Here is a 19,852-nt window from a genome sequence, read left to right on the forward strand (position 1 = left end):
CGGCATTAAGCGTTCAGCCTAGTGAAATCAATCGTTCTCTCGTAATGGTTTGATTGCCCCAATAAAAAGAATCCTGCGCCTCCAGGCGGCCAAGCGAAGCATCAGACTGGTGTGCCAGCCAGGCTACAAAACCTTCTTTTGATGACCATTCGTATGTGGCTTCCGGCATAGCACCATCCCATAACTCACCATAGAAAAATATTCCCTGGCGGTATTCGAACCCCATACCGCAATAATCGCGGTGGCCATACCCTATTGAGTTGTTACGCTGTACGGCATTGGCTACTTTTTCAGCCAGTTCCCAGCCAAAAGGAGTTCGCTTTTGCGCCAGCTCCTGACGCAAATTCAGTTTGGCCTGCGACGCTTCGTTCTGTTGTTCTGTTGCTCTTTGTTTAGCCTGTTGTTGAATAGCCGCTTTCGCCACCGGGGTATAGAAAAACTGATCGGGTAATCTTATGGCAATGATAACACCGCCACAATCGGCTTGCTTGTCTACATACTGCGACAACAGGTAACCCAGCCTGGACCCCGTTTGCCAGATCAGGACAGGCTTGTCATAGGCATCTATTCCACTTAAGGAAACCATGGACGGCGCCTGGTAACGAAGCTCACCACGCTCACATTGAAACTTTTCCAATTGCGTTCTCAGTTCCTGGTTAATGCCGCTGATTGTTTCTACCAGTGTCATAGCGAGTCATTTACCCAGTAACGAATATCCGGGGCCATTTGGTATTGCAGTTGAATTTATACCGCTTTACCGGGAGCTTTTTCAGCAGGTGTAGGCCTGCCCTTTCCTGTACTGATAAGCGGGAACAAACTCTGATGAATATACTCACTCCAGGCGTTGGAACAGGCATCGTAGCATTCCACTTCGGGCGCCAGGCCCATGTGCGTAAACCGCACCTGGGTTTTACCATCAACGGGAGATATCTCAAAACTGATCCGGGTGTTTGTCCATTCGCTTTTGTCGCTGACGAAATTAAGGTTGCTGTCAGTTACCAGCCATACTACTTTTTTATTGGGAATTACTTCCACCAGCTTTTGCGTTGACACATGCACGTCGCCAAAATAAACCGTAAACTCATCGTTCAGCTTTTTTGACTGGCCTTCCAGGTTTTCCGTCCACCAGCTGCGAACATCGTTGATAGCGTTGAATGCCCCGGCGGGTGTTTGCTCTACCAGAAAGGTGGCAGAATAGTTTGACGTTGTCATGGTTATAATTTTTATACAACAAATGTATTGTCTAACTAATTCCCTGAGCGGGTGCTATCTGGACTTTAACGAAGGGGATTTTGGACAAAAAAAGAGGCATCATTGGCAAACTATGACGCATTAAAAATTCACAATAAGCCACCAGTAGTTCATTATGGTTCATTAATGGCCAATTATAACTCATCCGTAACTCACAATAACTCATCAGAAGTTTATTATATCTCATCAATTCTTTACTTATAGTCATCCAGGACCAACTTTGGACTATCAGTTTGTTAGATTAGTGCATATCTGCTTAACTTTTGCATATATCTTTAGTACTTTTCACCATAAATAAGCTACTATGCTACATTGTTATGAACTTATGTGCCAATGTTATGCAGGGTTGCCCAAAAGTTATACCAGGTTGCTCCAATGTTTACCCAGGTTGGTCCAATGTTTATCCAGGTTGCTCCAATGTTATGTCAGGTTACTCCAATGTTGGTTCGAAATGCCTTATAGTTAGTCCTAAATGCGGCATCTTTAATGAGATATGCCACAAAGTTTGATCAAAATGCCTCGTTGTTTTAAATATTTGGCTTTATTCTAAAAATCGTGTCCAATCAAAACAAGATTCATCCCGATCTTTAAAGAAAGCAGCAAAAAATAATGCCGGCAAACTGATTTGCCGGCATTATTTTGTCTATTGCCCATTGCCTATTGCATATTGTCTATTGCACATAACCATCATTCTGATACATTCCCGCCGGATTCAACAAATATTCCTTCAGGGGAATGGGAAAATAATAATCCTTGGTAGTAATGTTCGTCAAAGGAGAGTTATCGAAATCGGCCTGGCTTTTTCCATGGAAATAATCAACCAGTTCGGCAGCGCTAAAAAACCGGGTTAAATCGTGCCAGCGATGGTGCTCAAACGCCAGCTCTACCCTTCTTTCATGCAGGATAGCCAGTTTCAACGTTGGGTACCTGGCTTTATAATTGGCATCGGTCGCCATCATAGTAGCATAATCATTCCGTTGGGCACGTGCGCGCACCATGTTCAGGTACGTGATAGCAGTAGCATTATCGCCCAGGTACATGTTTACCTCTGCCAGGTTTAAGATAATATCTGCATAGCGCATCAGGATCCAATCGTTACCACCATAACCATCTTTGGTAGCCGCAGCATTGATATCCCGGAACTTTGAGATGAAATACCCCTTATTACCGTTTGAATAGGTGATGGAGAAGTTGGTACGCAGATCGCCTGTTTCAAACTCCTTCAACAGATCCAACGTAAACAATCCACCTGTTCCTGTAGCCTTAAACAATGGAACGTTGATGGAGTCGCCCTTTGGCTGATTGTTTCTTGCCAGCGCGGAGGAGTAAGTTTGGTCACCTTCCTTGTATACGATCTGGAAAATGATCTCGGGGTTGGTGGTTTTCTTATTTACATCAAACACATCCACAAAAGGAATATCGCTCAGGTTGTTGAAGGTTTTCTGGTTGTAACATGCCATCAGGTAGGTTTTGGCATTGTTCAAATTGGTGGTTTTGTCGTTTGCCAGGGTGGTGCCCATTGTCAGGTATACCTGTCCCAATAACCCATTAGCGGCCTGTAATGACACCCGGCCTTTATTGGCTGCTGATTGTGCTACCGGCAAATTGCTGCTTAACACATCCTTCAGGTCGGCAACGATCTGGGTATATACATCTTCTTTTTTTACGCGGAAGGTCAGAGCGGCAGCCTGATCAGCAGTTTTTATGCGGTCTGTCACCAATGGTACATCGCCGAATTCGCGCACCAGGTTAAAATACATCAATGCCCTGATGAATTTTAGTTCGGCCACATATTGGGTTTTGGTATCGTTACTGGCGAAAGTGATCTTATCTATGATTGATAAAATAATATTAGCCCTGGCGATGGGCGTATATAATGCCGACCAGTGACTGTACAAATAACTGTTACTGGGAACTATGGCAAAGGCTGAGAACTGGAATGGCTCCCCGTTGTTCGACTGGTTATCGGTTGTATTTACATCATCTGCCCGGTCGTCTGTCCACAACTGTGCGCTTTCGCCTATACAGTTACTGCTTCGCAGCGCCTGGTATACACCATTCACGCCTGCGGCCACATCTGTTTCTGTTTTATAGGCGTTGTCAACGTTCGCCGCATTGGGATTTGTTTGCTCTACAAAGGATTTGCTGCAACCGGCCAGGCCCGAAAGTGACAGCATACCTGCAAATATTAAAACCTTATTACGCATAAATATCTTTTAATGATTGTTGTTTTAGAATGTTACCATTACACCGGTGTTGAAAGAACGCGCCAACGGGTATTTACCATAATCCACGCCCGGGGTCAGGTTAGAACCGTTGTTGTAATCCACCTCAGGATTGTAGCCCAGGTATTTGGTAATGGTAAATGCATTGTCAACACCTGCATACCAGCGCAAACCGGCGAGACCGATCTTTTTGGTAACCGCCAACGCATTCAGGTTAACCCCAATGGTCATATTGGTGCAACGGAAATAAGAACCATTCTGTAAATAGTAATCGCTCAACCGGGTACTGTTACTTTGCGAGCTGCCACGTGAGCTTCTGTATTCATGACCGTTGCCAGGCTGCGCTTCACTGCGGTAACGCTGATCAATAACAGCATACTGGTTACCGGAACCTTCCATATTTCTGATATAGTAGTCCTGGCCGTCGATGATGTTGTTGCCCTGTGACCCGTTGAAAGATGCACTGAAGTCGAATAGTTTATAGTTCATGTTGATATTAAAACCATACGTAAACTTCGGATAGGGCGAACCAATTACAGTTTTATCAGCATCGGTGATCAGGCCATCGCCATTGGTATCCCTGAAGTACAGATCACCTGGATTTAAAGGCGTGGTGGAATAAGTAGAGATAGGGAATGCTTTCATTTTGTAGCCGGGAGGAATTTTATTGCCATTGGCTTTGTACACAGCCCAGTCGGCATTTACATTGTCCATATCACTCTGGCGAACCATCCCGGCTACTTTCACCCCATAAAAGGAACCAACAGGCTCCCCTTCGCGGGTTACGTGGGTAATATAGCTTCTTTCAGCACCGGCTACCTGAATTTCGCTGGCGCCCCCCAGGCTGATCACTTTATTTCTGTTAGCCATTATATTACCACTCACGTTCAAATTGAAATCTTTCGATTGCACTGCTTTTACATCCAGCTGCAGATCGAAACCGGTATTGCGAACATTTGAATTACGCAGGTTGGTGAGCACCTGGGAACCACCGGTAACTGCAGAGACGTTTTTAAAGAACAGCAGGTTATACGATTTACTGATATAATAGTTGGCAATGATCGACACGCGATTATGCAGGGTAGTAATATCGCCGCCAAAATTAAATTGCGAGGTAGATTCCCAACCGAGGGTATTGTCTGCAATCCCATTTGCCCAGTTTGAATTGTATACGGTATTGCCATAAACAACCCCACCGGAGCCGGTTACACTCTGCTCGTAGCCGTAGTTAGGGATGTTGTTGTTTCCTGTTAATCCCCAGCTGGCGCGCAGTTTCAGCGTTGAGCCTGCACCTAACCAGTCTTTATAAAACGACTCATTGGAAACAGCCCAACCGGCAGACACCGAACCGAATTTACCCCAACGGTTCTGAGGACCAAAACGGGAGGAAGCATCAGTACGGAATGACCCCGTCAATGAATAGCGCCTGTCATAACTATATACCACCTGGCCTAAATAAGACACCAGCGTAACGTTTGACTTACCGGTATTGGCCACATTAACGCCGGCGGTAGTTCCGGGCGAATTGGTGAGCAGGTAGGAATCTCCCAATGCAGAACCGGCATTGGTGATCTCCTGCGACAGGTCGTTCGTGAAATCTTTTGCTGCTACAGCCAATACGTCGGTAGTAGTTTGCTGGGCGGTATAACCACCTAATAAATTAAAGCTGTGCTTACCGATCTTTTTATTGTAATTCAGGGTATACTCCGCCAGCCTGTCCTGGATGTCCGTGTTTTGTGCGGCGGCATTTGCCTGCTTCAACGCATCGGGCGAACCCGGTCCGCTTATACCGGCACTTAAATTAGTGGGAAAATAGTATTCATACTTTTCTTTGTATGACTGGCCAGCCAGGTTTACTTTAAAGGAAAGATTTTTCAGGATCTGGTAAGTTGCACTGGCATTGGCTGTGGTACGAACACCTTTACGGGTAATTTTCACCCGTTGCGCCAGTGCCAATGGGTTCTCAATACCCTGAAATGCATAGGTATAACCATCAATCTGTGCGCCTTCATTGGCATACGACAAAGCCGGGCTGCCATCGGGGTTAAAGGCAGGGAAGATAGGTACATATACCAATGCGCCCAGGATAGGACCCTGGTTAAACCGGCCTTCCTGTACCTCGCGGTTATTAGTGCTGGTTACAAATACGCTGGAAGAGATCTTTAATTTAGGCGATACTTCAGCATCGATATTTGATCTGAAGTTAATGCGTTGCTGGAAAGTACTGTTTAAAATTCCAGGTTGATCCAGGTAGCCGCCACTTACCAGGTAACGAATGCCGTTATTACCACCTGAGAAAGTAAGATTGTGTCTTGTTACCAGTGCATTATTGTATAACACATCCTGCCAGTCGGTATTATACTTGGGGGCTATTATTTTTTGAGTGGGGAAATCATACAGGTCTTTAATAATACAAACAGAACAGTTGCCTGCAGTTTGTCCTGATTTGGACACCCGGGTAGCATTGTCATCGGAATAAAATTTATCGTCCCAGGCCAATCCTTTTGAGATCAGGATGTCTTTGTAGTTGGCATTCCGGCCATTTACAAACAGATCGGTAAACTGGTCGGCATTCATCAGTTTTATTTTTTTAGCAAGCGACTGACTGCCAAGCTGGAAATCATAGCTCAGTTTTCCTTTACCTGTTTTTCCTCTTTTGGTAGTGATCAGTACTACGCCACCTGATGCCCGGGAACCATAAATAGCAGCAGAGGCCGCGTCTTTTAATATCTCTATTGATTCAATATCATCGGGGTTAATAAAAACGTCGTTACCTGCTGTAGCAGGATTATAGCCATTCGTTCCACCGCCGCCGTTGCCCGGTCCCTGGGTAACGTTACCGCCCACAGGATAACCATCGATTACATACAATGGCTCAGAACTGGCATTGATAGAGCCAATACCACGCACCCGGATTTTTGCGCCGGAATAAGGCGCGCCACTCACCTGTGATACCTGTACGCCCGCTACTTTACCTACCAGCGCCTGACTGATAGTAGGTGTTGATAGGTTCAGCTCACTGGCTTTTACGCTGGAAATGGCGCCGGTTACATCACTCTTTCTTAATTTCTGATAACCAATAGACACCTCATCCAGGGTTTTTATATCGTCTTCCAGTTTAACAACAATCACTGATTGGTTTGCCACACTAACTTCTTGTTTTGCAAAACCGGTATAAGAGAAGATGAGCGTGGTGTTTGCTGCGGCTTCGATGCTGAACTTTCCGCTTTCATCTGTCATCACCGTTTTGTTTGTCTTCTTGTCCTGCACACTTACAGCAGGCAATGGCAGTCCTTTTGAATCGGTTACCGTACCCGTAACCTTACCGGTTTGCGCCAGTACCGGGGTTCCCATAACCATACAAAGAATGCATGTCCACCACCAGAGGTGCCGGAAAATGCTTCTGTAACTTGCTGTGAAACGTTTGTGTTGAATTACCTTTCCCATTGTTGATTTTATTTGTGAGTAGTTTTTACTTTAATTGCTATTCCCAGCTGATCTGCATGTTGTTTACATTGTCTTTTCGCGATGAGCTGACCGCTATTCCTTTTGAATCGTTACCGAGGAATGTAAATCCTTCCAGTTCATCGGTACGGTCAGGGTCTACCACCTTAATTACCTGCTGCGCGCCTGTTTCTATTGATTTATTAAGATCCAGGTAGGTGAAGCGCCACCTTCTACCCTCTATTTGATTCTGAATAAGCACCAGCATACTTTTTGCGGGGATCCAGTGAAGGTTTTGCACCCAGGGTGTGCAGGTAAACTTTTTTACCAGCACGCCGTTTTCGCTGGTCTTTTTTGCATGTTGCAGTAAGGCAGGATCGTACAATCTTACTTCGTTTCCTTTACCGCCATAATCGGCAGTAGCCACATACCATTTGCCCTTGTATTGCACATATTCGGGCCGGGTGCCCTGGATGCAGGCATCATCTTCAATGGTATTGAGCAGGTTGCCATCCAGGGTACCGGTGTTTAACAACCGCTGCCAGTTTACACAGTAGATAACTGCTTTCCATTTAGTACCGGCTGCATCGAGCCGGATGCTGTTGCCAATAAAGGTGGGTGAATGGCCATTCCAGGCAATACCGGTTGGATGATTGATCACATCTGCCCCATTCTCCGTAAGCTTACATTCCTTATTGAGATATACCGGTGAATCGCCGGTTATTTTAAACTCCCTGATCATACCTACTTCGCGGTCGCCATATAGGAACAGGCGTCCTTCCTGAAAAGAAGCTCCCTGGCAGGCGCCCAGGGAATCAACGGTACGCGCCTGCGCAATTTGCATATTGATGTTGGCAGGATGGTCTTCTGCAAATAGCAGGAACAGGCATGCAATGGCCATGCTGGTTATCTTCATAAACAGTTAGTTTAATATGAACAGGTAAAAATGTATCCCGCTTAAACCGGGGTTAACGAATCAGGGTTACAGGCAAGCCGGACTAAGGATCTAATGGTTCTGTTGGATTAATCTGTAATGCATCAATGGCCGGATAAAACTCAGCTTCCGTTTCAGTGAGGCGTTTGCCATTTTGAAAGGGTACTTCATTTAACTCCTTTAAGCATCTCGCGGCAAGCGTGTTTGTGATCATCATGCTTTGCCCAACTGAGGTGGTAGTGATACAGGCTTTGTTGAAGGGCATTCCGTAACGGTATATGAGCCGTACACAGTTTCGTAAGTTGGTAGTGGTATGCCTTGCATGTGGCTCAATGATGATGGCATTTTCAGGTATGTTCAATTTTTCAATCAGGAACTTTTTCATTTCAACAGCTTCGCACCAGGTGGTTTTGTAGGGATGTACTTTACCGCCCGACACCATCACAAAAGGCGCTGCGCCTTTTTTATATTGCACGGCAGCCAGTCTGCAGCGCAACATACCTTCTGCACTTAAAGGTGTCTGAAGATCTTCAGGGCCCGCTCCCGGCACCAGGATCACAGCGTAAGGATAGGCATCCCACTTAATTGTTTTCACCCTGTTGTAAGCAGCTTTGTTTACCGTTTCGGCCATGGGTTCATAATCTGCTGCCTGCTCCCGTTCATTTATCTCCAGGTAACGGAGCGCACAGGTAAGCGAAGGCACAAAAAATAGCCTGACATTGGCGCATTCACTGGCTACGGTATAAGTGGAAGTGTACAATAACGAACCGTAGCGTTTATCATTTACATTAAAGCTGATGGAATCAATCAATGGATAGTTTGGCTTCTTGCCTTCGGCATACACGCCAATAGCAAAGTTGATACCGCGGGCGTCCTGTTCCCAGGCCTTAACCAGCAGCTCGGCAGGCGTACTGTTTTTATATAATACATAGGCGCCGGAGGCGATCAAATGCTTTTGCACCAGGCGGCCCAGCGCATTACTATTATTATATAATACCATTAACCGGGCGCTTATGTCACTGATCTCTTTTTCGCTGAACTCCATGCGTTCTGCGTAACACGACAAATTACCCGTACACTCCTGTCCGGCTTTCGAGAGCCCCGATAATTTATTTGTCGCTATCGCTGCCAGTACGGTATCGCGTTCCAATAGTTGGCGCACCACACTGTCCTGCTGTAACAGCGTAAGTAAATAGTAGTTCTTTGTTTGCACAAAGCTGTTGCCCCTGATCAGTTTGTAGTGTGGATCGGGCGCGGCCGGTTGACCATTTACTATATAACCAATACCAATTAAAAGTGTAGCCAGTACAAGTATCCTCATGTTGCCTTAGTTGGAATAATCGACTGCAAAATTGGTTTAGTTGGGTTATGCTATTGTCAAGAAGACATTATGCTATTATTAAATGTAAATGTCGGTTGAGAGGGTTGACAGGTTGATAGAGTTGATATGGGGAGGAAGAAATTAAAAATTAGAAATGTGGAAAGAAAAAGGAGAAAGTGAAATACAGGTTGACCAGTTAACAGGTTGACCAGTTAACAAGTTGACACGTTAACAGGTTGACAAGTTTCGGGTCAATTAGGAGTACAGGGTTTTCCACTTCGGCATTCAACATTTGATATTCGACATTCGACATTTTGTATTCACTTTTCATTGCTCTGTTCTTCATTTTAAATTCTTCATTTCCCTGTAATCGGTTACATATATATCATAATTCCAACAGGAAGCCAACCGACGTATTTGCTAATATTTGCAGGAAACAATCGGATTTATTCTTGTAATCGGTTACATTTTCTTTAAAAATGATATAAATTCGCCAATGCGTCACCGGTTGCAGCAGTCAATGTATATATTGATTATATCCTGAAGACACGCCCTTAATTTTATTTCGGTAAATTCAATTGAAATTTTTTTTCATGCAGTTGATTACAGTCCGGGTCTTTGTTTACTTATTTCATTGAATGTTTTTTGGAACAATTATAAAAACTAAATAACCCGATTTAACGGTTCAACAAACAAAACATATGAAAAGAAACAGTTTTATTCTTGCCTCTGCCATCGCTGTTATCTGCAGCTGTAACGATGCCGCATCAGACAAAGCGGCGCCGGCTTCAGATTCAAGCACAGTAAAAACCACTACCGAAAACAACAAGTATCTTTCGCAACCACTGGTAACGAACATTTATACTGCCGATCCTTCAGCCCATGTATTTAATGGCCGCATTTACATTTATCCCTCGCATGATACGGCTACGGGAACACCGGAAAACGACAATGGCGACCATTTCAACATGATGGATTACCATATCCTTTCCATGGATTCTGTAGGCGGTAAAGTAACCGACCATGGTGTGGCCCTGCACATCAAAAACATTCCCTGGGCCGGCCGCCAGCTCTGGGCGCCCGATGCGGCTTTTGCCAACAACACCTATTACCTGTACTTCCCGGTAAAAAACAAACAGGATGTGTTCCAGATTGGTGTAGCCACGTCAAAAACGCCGGAAGGACCATTCACGCCCGAAAAAGAACCCATCAAGGGCAGCTATAGCATCGACCCCTGTGTATTCAAAGACGACAATGGTTCGTACTATATGTATTTTGGCGGCATCTGGGGCGGACAATTACAAAGATGGAATAACAACAAATACGACAGCGCCGGCAAATTGCGTCAGCCCGATCAACAAGCTATTTTGCCCCGCGTAGCCAAACTGAGTGCAGACATGAAGTCGTTTGCGGAACCGGTGAAGGAGATAAAAATACTGGACAGCGCCGGTAATTTATACAAGGAGAAAAACAATGACAAACGCTTTTTTGAAGCATCCTGGATGCACAAGTACCATGGTAAATACTATTTCTCGTATTCAACCGGCGATACGCATAACATCGTATACGCCATTGGCGACAGTCCGTACGGGCCTTTTACTTACAAAGGCTTGCTGTTAGCGCCTGTAGAGGGCTGGACGAATCACCATTCCATAATTGAGAAAGATGGCAAATGGTATTTGTTCTATCACGACATTCAACTGTCGGGCAAAACACATTTACGCAATGTGAAGGTGACGCAGCTGTTTTATAATCCTGATGGAAGTATACAGACGGTGCATTCGCAGAAATAGTTATTTAGTTATTAAGTTCGTGAGTTAAAGTAAATAACTCACGAACTTAATAACTTACGAACCTAAAAACTATTCTTCGATTCACGATTTTCCTATCTCCTGCAATATCTGTTCATTAAAACCACCCTCTTTCGGATTCGGTTCTCCTTTACCAGTAGTGATCAGGTTGTACAAACTGCTTTCTATATAATTTCCCCAGGCCTTCTCACAAATATCATAACATTCTTCTTCCGGGGTCAATCCAACCTGGGTAAATTGCAGCAGCGTTTTATTTCCCTTCGGGGTTATCTCAAAAACAATGGTATTGCCCTTCCATTCATGTTCATCCTGGGTAAAATTGAAGTAGTTATCGAGCACCTGCCAAACTACCTTTTTATCCGGCACCACTTCAATCAATTTCATTTGGGCCCGGTGCGCGTCCTTATAATGATAATTGAATATTTCATTCAGCTTTTCTGTATTGCCTTCAATTTCCAGTGACCACCAGGCACGGGGATTGGTGACTGCCTTGAATACTTCCGCGGGTGTTTGGTTTACTTCAATGGATGTTGTAAAGTCTTTTGATGCCATAAGTATAAAATTTAAATGATTTAAAATCCTGTGCCTTCTCTAACAAAGCTACTGTCTTAATGTATGATGGTCTGGGTGGTAATTAGACATTTTACTGGGTTGATTTGGACAAAGTAATACCGTATCTTTAGCGTATAAATTCTTTGTTATGAAACAGGTGGTGATACTGGTTCCGTTTCAGGACGTTAATTTAAGCAGCATTACCGGCACATATGAAATTCTGAAGCGGGCCAATGAATACTGGCAGCGGCTTGGCAATGAGTCTAAAATGAACATCCAGGTAGCAGGTTATGAGGAGGAATTGCAACTGGATGCCGGGCTGTTCACCATCCATCCGGTACATATCAGGAATATAAAAAAAACCGACCTGGTAATTATTCCGTCGTTGGCCTGTCGTGATTTTGACAACATCATACAACAAAACCAGGAGCTGGTTGACTGGATCAGGGAACAATATAAAAACGGGGCTGAAATTGCCAGTATTTGTTCAGGCGCCTTTTTGCTGGCCGCCACCGGTTTACTGGAAGGAAAAACCTGCTCTACTCACTGGAATGTGGCTACTGATTTCAAACGCCTGTTCCCCAATATCAATTTACACCTGGATAAACTCATTGCCAGCGAACCGGGAATTTATACCAATGGCGGTGCATTCTCCTTTCTGAACCTTTGTTTGTTCCTGGTTGAAAAATACTTTAACCGCCAAACAGCCATTTACTGTTCAAAAATATTTCAGATAGATATTGAGCGCTCTTCACAATCGCCTTTTCTGATCTTCCAGATCCAAAAGAACCATGGTGATGACCTGGTTTGTGAAGCACAGACTTTTATTGAAGAAAACCTGGGCGAGAAGATCTCATTTGAAGACCTCGCTTCCAAACTGGCCGTCAGCCGCCGCAACTTCGACCGGCGGTTTATAAAAGCTACCGGCAATACCCCAGTGGAATATTTACAACGGGTAAAAGTGGAAGTAGCCAAACGGGCGCTGGAGAATGGCCGTAAGACCGTTTTCGAGGTAATGAACGATGTTGGTTATTCAGACGACAAAGCTTTCCGGGAAGTATTTAAAAAGATCACCGGGTTATCTCCGCTTGACTATAAAGCTAAGTATAATAAAGAAGGTAAATTAAATTAGCCCTGAGCGAAAGAGCCATCACAATGAAATCGTAAGGGCAGTCACCAGTATGTTCAGCTGCTTTCTTAAGGTTCTCATCGTTCATCATCAACGAATTCAGGCTGCTGTCGCCATTGTTCACGAAACCAATGGTGCGGCCCGACTTACTGATATTGAACACATCCGGGCCCGGCAATGCCCACTCCAGCTGTTTAGGCTCCGCTCAGGACTATATTTCTACATTACGCTAACTCCAGTTTTTCGGTATACACATTACCAAAGCGGTCGGTTACTTTTACGGTAATGCTTTTGGCTGTGGTCGAAGGAACAGCGGCAAACAAATGATCTGTTTCAACCGGTTCTACCCAGGTGTGTCGAACCGGTAACGTACCACCTTTGTATAACTTAAACGCTTCGGGATCAAAACCCACTATTTGTTCCATGGCGCCTTTGTCGTTTCCATCTTCCTGCCATTCTACTTTCCATTGCGGGTCCCAGTTCCAAACATTGGCCACCACGGCCTCTGGTTTTGCGCTCACTTCCCCTTTTTTGAAAATGATGTGCTGTTTGTTTTTTGGGAAACCGGTGGATTTATAATACCATTTTATGTCTTCGCCATTCACTTCATACACACCATAACCGCAGGGAGTACCATCGCCACAAATGGGACCACTCCACCAGGCGCCGCATACGGTACCGTGGTTGTGTTCCATCATATTTCCTTCCACCCAGTTCACGTTAAAATGCGTATGACCGGTCATGAAGTGTACTTTATAAGGTTTCAGTAAACTAAACAGGCTGTCGCGATTGCTGGTACCTGCTTCCTTGCCATTCTTTCGGGCGCCTTTTAATGCATCATCGAGCGGAATGTGCAACGACACCACCACCGTGCTGCCGGCGGGAACAGTTTGCAGGTCTTTCTCCAGCCATGCCAGCTGGTTGTCGTGTAAATAGCCGATATAACGGTGGGCCCCAATGTAAAACACATTATCCAGCACCACGTAGTGTATTTTGCCCCGGTTGAAGCTGTAATACGCCGGGCCAAAATGCTGATGAAAAGTATCCGCAGATTGTTCGTCGGAACGGGCTTCATAATTGATATCGTGGTTACCGATCACCTGGAAGAAAGGAATACCGGTAGTGGCAACGGCCTCTTTATAATCGGCGAACAATTCAAAATGATCGAACACCAGGTCACCGCAACCAATACCATGAATAGGTACATTGCCTAATTCTTTCACCAGGTCGCGGGTATCGGGCGCCGAAATGGTTTTTAATTTATTGGCATCTTCCTTATCCTGGATCTGCGTATCGCCCCAAACAATAAACGCATGTTTATCGTCATTCAACGAAAGTTTGGTAAGCGGGAAATCAATTACCTGGCCGGAAGTGTCACGTTTAATTGCTGCGTAAAAACGTGCGATGCCTTTTTCATTGGGGATGGTATATCCCGGGGGCAGACTGATAAACACAAACTGCGCCTGATCGTGTACGATCAAACTGTATTTACCGCTGGCATCGGTCTTTGTAACGCCAAAACCATCGCTGATAACTACATTACCTATTCCTTGGCCCTGGGCTGTTACTTTACCTGTTACTGTTCCTGTTGCTTTACTACCGGCGCCTGAATTGGCCATAGCGGCTGCAGGTACTACCGGAATGGCAGATAATAATCCGAGGCTTCTTAAAAAATGTCTTCTTTGCATAGGCCGGAAAGGTATTTATATAAGAAATTAAAGCTCGTGAAACCTGTATTAAGAAAATGTAACCTTTTTTAAACGTCTTTTAAAAAGGAAGTAAACACATTTAACGGTTAATAACCTGGATGGAAGTAGCCCATAGTGGTGTCATGAATATATATGACGAATAATACGAATACTCAACCCGCCCAGGAAATTGACCGTAGGACCCGGCTTGAAATTATTGGCACTGTGCTGTTATCTATTGCTTCCCTGGTAGTAGCCTGGTGCACTTACCAAAGCACGCTCTGGAATGGAGAACAGGATTTCCGGATGGCGGAGGCCAATATTTGTTACCGGCGGGCCAATGAATTCACCGTGCTGGCGGCCCAGCAACGGGAAATGGATGCATCGATCACCTTGAGTTTTTTGGAAGCCGTTATAGATAAACGGCAGGACAGGATCGATTATTACCTGAAACGGAGCGATTCTGAATTAGCACATATTTTAACAAACTGGCTTAACACAAACCCTTTGAAAAACACCAACTCGCCAGCCAATCCCCTGAATATGCCAGCCTATCAACGAATGACGCAGGTGTCAAAAAATTCATCAGACTCAGCCATGCGCAAGGCGGAAGAATTATGGCGTGAAGCAAAGCGGAACAATACCTTCTCCGATAAGTATACCTTGTTTACAGTTATCTTTAGCCTCGTTGTGTTCCTTTGTGCTGTTGGCACCAAACTTACAAAGATAAAAGTAGCTTACACCTGTCTGATTTTTGCCAGTAGTATATTTTTTCTAACCCTTATCCTGCTGATCGTTACCATGCCGGTGGCACGAATAAACCCGTAATAAATTTGTGACCTGAGTTATAGTTGTAAATTGCATAATTTGTGTGATTTTTAACGTTATGACAATTGACGCGATCCTGGATAATATTCATCCACTTCCGGCGGCATCGAAACAAGCCATAAAACCATACATTACAGAAGTTAACTACTCCAAAGGACATATTCTGTTTCAGGTAGACAAGATCAAAATGAACTTCTATTTTCTTAAGAAAGGATTGGTAAGGGCCTATGCTCACCAGGGAGATCATGAGGTAACGTTCTGGTTTGGGCAGGAAGGCGAGCCGGTAATTTCAATGAATAGCTACGTTAAAAATACAAAAGGCTATGAAAACATAGAATTACTGGAAGATTGTGAATTCTATGAACTAAATGCAAACGATCTGCATAGACTTTTCCTGGAAGACATACACATAGCTAACTGGGGACGGCGGTTTGCCGAACAGGAAATGATAAGGATCGAAGAAAGACTGATCTCCCGCCAATTCAGAACTGCTACAGAACGGTACAAAGAATTATTAAAAGAAACACCTGACCTGGTGCAACGGGTAGCTTTAGGTCATATCGCCTCCTATTTAGGCATCACCCAGGTAAGCCTGAGCCGCATCAGGGCCGAGATCAGGTAACTCCTTATTATTTATCATTTGTAAAATTTTTTCCCGGGCCCAGCGCTGATCTTTGTGGCACACAAAAAGGGATAATATGAACTTTATTATTTTGATCATTGCAGGATTGCTGGAAGTAGGGTTTGCATCCTGTTTGGGAAAAGCCAGGGAAACAACAGGCAGCACATCTGCCTTATGGTACACAGGATTTTTTATTGCCTTATCTGTAAGTATGATGCTGTTGATGAAAGCAACCAAAACCATTCCCATGGGTACGGCTTATGCAGTATGGACCGGTATTGGCGCGGCAGGCACTATGTTAATGGGCATCTTTATTTTTAAAGAACCTGCTACTTTCTGGCGGATGTTCTTCCTCATTACTTTAATTGCTTCAGTATTTGGATTGAAATACGTATCACACTAAGACTTTACAGGAACTGCATAACCACAGCCACTAATAAACATTACTTGCTATAATATATACAACTGACATAACTTATCATGTATTCATAACCGTTTGCATTTTCCAAAGCTTTGAAGTATACATAAACAGATCAGGCGCCCCTGTGGCGCCTGATCTTCTTTTATAGCCATGCATTAACCACTCTATTCAAAAAACGGCATGCCCGGTAACGCATACTTCTTCATTCCCGCTTCATTGATCTCTACACCAATACCCGGCTTTTCCGATACGGTAATAAAACTGTTGTTCACCCATTCACCATTATACGTCACAATTTCTTTGAACATGGGATCGGTATGAAAATAAGACTGCCATTCCAGGATCATGAAATTAGGCACCGAAGCGCAAACATGGGCCGAAGCCATGGCGCCCAGATACGATGCCACCATATGCGGTGCAAAGGGCACATAGTATAAACTGGCCAGGTTGGCAATGCGTTGCCCCTCACCCAGCCCGCCACATTTTTGCAGATCGGGCATAATGATATCAACCGCGCCAATCTCCAGCATTCTTCTGAACCCATAGGCCAGGTACTGGTTCTCGCCTACACAAATAGGTGTGGTGGTTGAATCGGAGATGAGTTTATACGCTTCCACATTCTCGGCAGGCACCGGCTCTTCGAGCCACATCAGGTTCAATGGTTCCAGTCTTTTTGCAATGGCATGCCCCGTCACCGCATCATACCGCCCATGCATATCGGCGCAGATATCGATGGTGGGACCTGCGGCTTCACGGGCCGCAGACAACTGATCGTACATGCGCTGCAATTCGGCCGGACTCGCCGTCCAGTTGTACCGGTCGTATTTATTAGGATCATTCGCCTGGTCAAGATCGAACTTGATGGCATTAAAACCCATCGATTTTGCCTTCTTTGCGGCTTCGGCAAAATCAGCAGGAGTAGGCAGGTCCCGCTGATACAGCGCTGTGTCGCAATACACCCGCACTTTATCGCGGAACTTACCGCCCAGCAATTGATACACCGGTAACTGCAGGGCTTTACCCGCCAGGTCCCACAACGCGGTTTCTATGGCCGACAAAACCGCCACATACATCCCGGCCTGGGCGCCCTGAAAAAAACCGGATTTGCGGATGTCTTCAAACAGGCGGTGCACATTCAACGGACTTTTCCCTTTAATACGTTCCCCGAAATTCTTTACCAGGTGATAGGTGCCGGGAATAGCATCCACGCCCTCGCCACAACCCCAGATGTCCTGGTTGGTGTATATTTTTACAAACAGGCTACCCTTGATATACCCGCACTTTATATCGGTGATCTTTAAATTGGCCGGGGGCGACGCTTTTGGCGTTCGTTCCACCGCCTGTTCATACCCTTGCCCGAAGGTTGCAAAAGGAGACATTGCGGCGGCAATTGCAGCCTTGGTTATAAATGATCTTCTTGAATTATAGTTAGACATTGTTTTTGTTTTATGCATTTGAAATAATGAATATTGAATATCGAATGTCCAATGTTGAAGTGAATACAAATACAAGTAATCGGAAATTGAAAACCGGGAACTGTATTCCCTTCATCATTCAATATTCAACATTCGATATTCAATATTTTGTCTTTACTTTCTCATTCCTCATTTTTAATGCTTCATTTCTCATTACCAGGTTCTGCCTTTTAGAAACTCCTGGATCTGACTTTTAGAAACCGGTAACTCATTCATATGCTCATTGAGCCATTTGGAAAAATCCTTTTCTATCTCGTCGCTCCAGCGGCTATCGATTTGTCCCGGCGTATATTTTCCTTCGCGTAACCGCTGATGCCCGAACAGGTCGCGCAGCCGCACAATCTCGGAAGTCTTTACTACTTTTTCGGCCAGGTGTGGCGGAATAAAGATCACGCCGCCATCCCGCCCCAGCACCACATCACCAGGCATCACAGTGGCTTTGCCAATGCGTGTGGGTGTATTGATGCCAACCAGGGTGGTGTTTAATTCGCCATCGGGATTGTTCAGGTGATGCGAAGGATGGTAACTACGGAAGAATGACGTAAATGACCCGATCTCCCTGAGGCCTTTTATGTCGCGAATGGCGCCATCGTATACAATGCCATTCCCGGTTTTTGCAAATATGGAATTGCCCAGGTTATCACCAATGGTGGGACCATCTTCATAGGCATCGAACTGATCTACCACATACACATCGCGTTTCACCAGCAGATCGATAGGCCAGGAGTTTTGTGATTTCACCCGTTTATCGCGCACGCCAAATTTGTCTATCACCCGGTGAATATCGGGGCGGCCCGGCATAAAGATCGCAGTGACCGCGCGACCCACCAGCACACTGTCAGGGTTAATGGTTTTCCATTCGCCATCATACTGGTGTTTGTAATTTTCATTGCGCAATACGGCCCAGGCTTCTTCCAGCGTCACCAGCTTCATACGATCGAGAATGCTGTCGGGTACTTTAGGTCTGCCATCTGCAAAGCGATCACCTTTCCATTCGGGAGTGAGGGCGATCAGCTGATCGTGAGAGATCTGTTGGGAGTAGCCTGTTAAGTTAAGTAGCGTTAGTATAATTAGTAGATTCCTTTTCATAAAATAGCTTTAATCGTGAAACGTCAAACGTGAAAGGATTCGCGTAAATCGGCAATCGGAAACAACCTCGCGATTTTATTCAACCTGTTAATATGTCAACTTGTTAACTTGTCAACCCTATCAACTTTGTCAACCCTATCAACCGGCTCATGCGTATTCCAATAACTGGCTAATGACGACCCCGACACATTCATGACCGGTCCAAAGATGGCCGGCGCCAGGCCGGCGGTAGATAACTTGCCCATAGCGAGTGCCAATCCCGATGCAAGCCCGGCATTTTGCATTCCCACTTCCAGGGCGATGGTGCGGCAATCGCGTTCATGAAACCGCAGCAACCTGGCCGACCAATACCCCAGAACATACCCCAGCACGTTATGAAGGATAGTAGCTGCCAGCAACAGAATGCCAACTTTAATAAGATTATCCCTACCCGCCGCGGTAATAACAACCAGGATCAGGGCAATACCTGCCATGGATACCAGCGGCATGGCTTTGTCGAGCCATTTGAATCTTCCGCGAACGAGGTAATGAAATAACAATCCGGCCGTACAGGGAATGATCACGATCTTGGTAATATCCCAGGCCATGCTCCAGAAGTCGATAACGACAAAACTGCCACCCAGCAAACGCATCAACAATGGAGTTAAAAAAGGCGCCAGCATGGTTGAAATGGTGGTGACCGATACCGATAATGCCAGGTTGCCCTTGGCCAGGTAACACATTACATTGGAGGCTAATCCACTGGGGCAACAACCTACCAGGATAATACCAGCCGCAATCTCCGGGGGAAAGTGGAACAGCGTGGCCAGCGAGAATCCTATCAGCGGCATAATTACATAATGACACACCACACCTACGATGATACCTTTCGGCATACGCACCACATTGGCAAAATCTTTCAGACTTAATTCTGTTCCCATCCCGAACATGATGAGTTGTAACAAAGGAATAATGAGGGCCGACAGTTTAAAGTCACCAATGGTTTTAAAATACTGCGGGAAACACATAGCCAGACTCACTACTGCAATGATCACCAGGGTAAAGGAATGTCCTTTCATGGAA

General features: G+C 45.1%; 16 protein-coding genes. 5 read left to right on the plus strand and 11 right to left on the minus strand.

What is annotated here, in order from left to right; translation table 11 throughout:
- Positions 1–13 precede the first annotated feature (13 nt).
- The 6 genes from NIAKO_RS13845 to NIAKO_RS13870 all read right to left on the minus strand — a co-directional run bounded on the left by NIAKO_RS13845 (position 14) and on the right by NIAKO_RS13870 (position 9,175).
- Complete coding sequence (locus tag NIAKO_RS13845) at positions 14–688, minus strand: hypothetical protein (RefSeq protein ID WP_014219068.1); 675 nt, start codon at positions 686–688, stop codon at positions 14–16.
- Between the two features lie 56 nt (positions 689–744).
- Complete coding sequence (locus tag NIAKO_RS13850) at positions 745–1,212, minus strand: SRPBCC family protein (protein WP_014219069.1); 468 nt, start codon at positions 1,210–1,212, stop codon at positions 745–747.
- Positions 1,213–1,922: 710 nt separating this feature from the next.
- On the minus strand, positions 1,923–3,458 hold the full coding sequence (locus NIAKO_RS13855; RefSeq protein ID WP_014219070.1) for a RagB/SusD family nutrient uptake outer membrane protein: 1,536 nt from the start codon (positions 3,456–3,458) through the stop codon (positions 1,923–1,925).
- A 24-nt stretch (positions 3,459–3,482) separates the two neighbouring features.
- Positions 3,483–6,923, minus strand: coding sequence for a SusC/RagA family TonB-linked outer membrane protein (locus NIAKO_RS13860; protein ID WP_014219071.1), 3,441 nt, complete (start codon positions 6,921–6,923; stop codon positions 3,483–3,485).
- 37 nt (positions 6,924–6,960) lie between these two features.
- On the minus strand, positions 6,961–7,836 hold the full coding sequence (locus tag NIAKO_RS13865) for a hypothetical protein (protein WP_014219072.1): 876 nt from the start codon (positions 7,834–7,836) through the stop codon (positions 6,961–6,963).
- A gap of 82 nt (positions 7,837–7,918) precedes the next feature.
- Positions 7,919–9,175 carry a YdcF family protein gene (locus NIAKO_RS13870; protein ID WP_014219073.1) on the minus strand — a complete coding sequence of 419 codons (1,257 nt, stop codon included), beginning with the start codon at positions 9,173–9,175 and terminating at the stop codon, positions 7,919–7,921.
- Between the two features lie 701 nt (positions 9,176–9,876).
- Here NIAKO_RS13870 and NIAKO_RS13875 point away from each other — a divergent pair.
- Positions 9,877–10,968: a glycoside hydrolase family 43 protein gene (locus NIAKO_RS13875; protein ID WP_014219075.1), complete on the plus strand. Its 1,092-nt coding sequence runs from the start codon at positions 9,877–9,879 to the stop codon at positions 10,966–10,968.
- Between the two features lie 81 nt (positions 10,969–11,049).
- Here the strand turns inward: NIAKO_RS13875 and NIAKO_RS13880 are convergent, their stop codons facing one another.
- A complete protein-coding gene (locus NIAKO_RS13880) occupies positions 11,050–11,538 on the minus strand; it encodes an SRPBCC family protein (protein ID WP_014219076.1) in 489 nt (162 codons plus the stop codon).
- Between the two features lie 148 nt (positions 11,539–11,686).
- On the opposite strand from NIAKO_RS13880, the gene NIAKO_RS13885 reads away from it, so the two are divergent.
- On the plus strand, positions 11,687–12,670 hold the full coding sequence (locus NIAKO_RS13885) for a GlxA family transcriptional regulator (RefSeq protein WP_014219077.1): 984 nt from the start codon (positions 11,687–11,689) through the stop codon (positions 12,668–12,670).
- A gap of 221 nt (positions 12,671–12,891) precedes the next feature.
- On the opposite strand, the gene NIAKO_RS13895 is transcribed toward NIAKO_RS13885, so the two are convergent.
- The gene (locus NIAKO_RS13895; RefSeq protein ID WP_014219078.1) at positions 12,892–14,355 is read right to left on the minus strand and encodes a calcineurin-like phosphoesterase C-terminal domain-containing protein; all 1,464 of its coding nucleotides are present in this window, start codon (positions 14,353–14,355) and stop codon (positions 12,892–12,894) included.
- 153 nt (positions 14,356–14,508) lie between these two features.
- On the opposite strand from NIAKO_RS13895, the gene NIAKO_RS13900 reads away from it, so the two are divergent.
- The 3 genes from NIAKO_RS13900 to NIAKO_RS13910 all read left to right on the plus strand — a co-directional run bounded on the left by NIAKO_RS13900 (position 14,509) and on the right by NIAKO_RS13910 (position 16,208).
- On the plus strand, positions 14,509–15,183 hold the full coding sequence (locus tag NIAKO_RS13900; RefSeq protein ID WP_014219079.1) for a hypothetical protein: 675 nt from the start codon (positions 14,509–14,511) through the stop codon (positions 15,181–15,183).
- Between the two features lie 58 nt (positions 15,184–15,241).
- Positions 15,242–15,805 (plus strand): Crp/Fnr family transcriptional regulator, encoded by a 564-nt coding sequence (locus NIAKO_RS13905; RefSeq protein ID WP_014219080.1) that lies wholly within the window; start codon positions 15,242–15,244, stop codon positions 15,803–15,805.
- Between the two features lie 76 nt (positions 15,806–15,881).
- Positions 15,882–16,208: a DMT family transporter gene (locus NIAKO_RS13910; protein WP_014219081.1), complete on the plus strand. Its 327-nt coding sequence runs from the start codon at positions 15,882–15,884 to the stop codon at positions 16,206–16,208.
- Positions 16,209–16,390: 182 nt separating this feature from the next.
- Here NIAKO_RS13910 and NIAKO_RS13915 read toward each other — a convergent pair whose 3' ends face one another.
- From NIAKO_RS13915 to NIAKO_RS13925, 3 genes are all read right to left on the minus strand, one after another.
- Complete coding sequence (locus NIAKO_RS13915; RefSeq protein ID WP_014219082.1) at positions 16,391–17,662, minus strand: mandelate racemase/muconate lactonizing enzyme family protein; 1,272 nt, start codon at positions 17,660–17,662, stop codon at positions 16,391–16,393.
- A gap of 192 nt (positions 17,663–17,854) precedes the next feature.
- The gene (locus NIAKO_RS13920) at positions 17,855–18,790 is read right to left on the minus strand and encodes an RraA family protein (protein WP_014219083.1); all 936 of its coding nucleotides are present in this window, start codon (positions 18,788–18,790) and stop codon (positions 17,855–17,857) included.
- Between the two features lie 95 nt (positions 18,791–18,885).
- Positions 18,886–19,848, minus strand: a complete 963-nt coding sequence (locus tag NIAKO_RS13925; RefSeq protein ID WP_014219084.1) for a bile acid:sodium symporter family protein — start codon at positions 19,846–19,848, stop codon at positions 18,886–18,888.
- Positions 19,849–19,852 lie beyond the last annotated feature (4 nt).

The organism is Niastella koreensis GR20-10, assembly GCF_000246855.1.
GTDB lineage: Bacteria > Bacteroidota > Bacteroidia > Chitinophagales > Chitinophagaceae > Niastella > Niastella koreensis.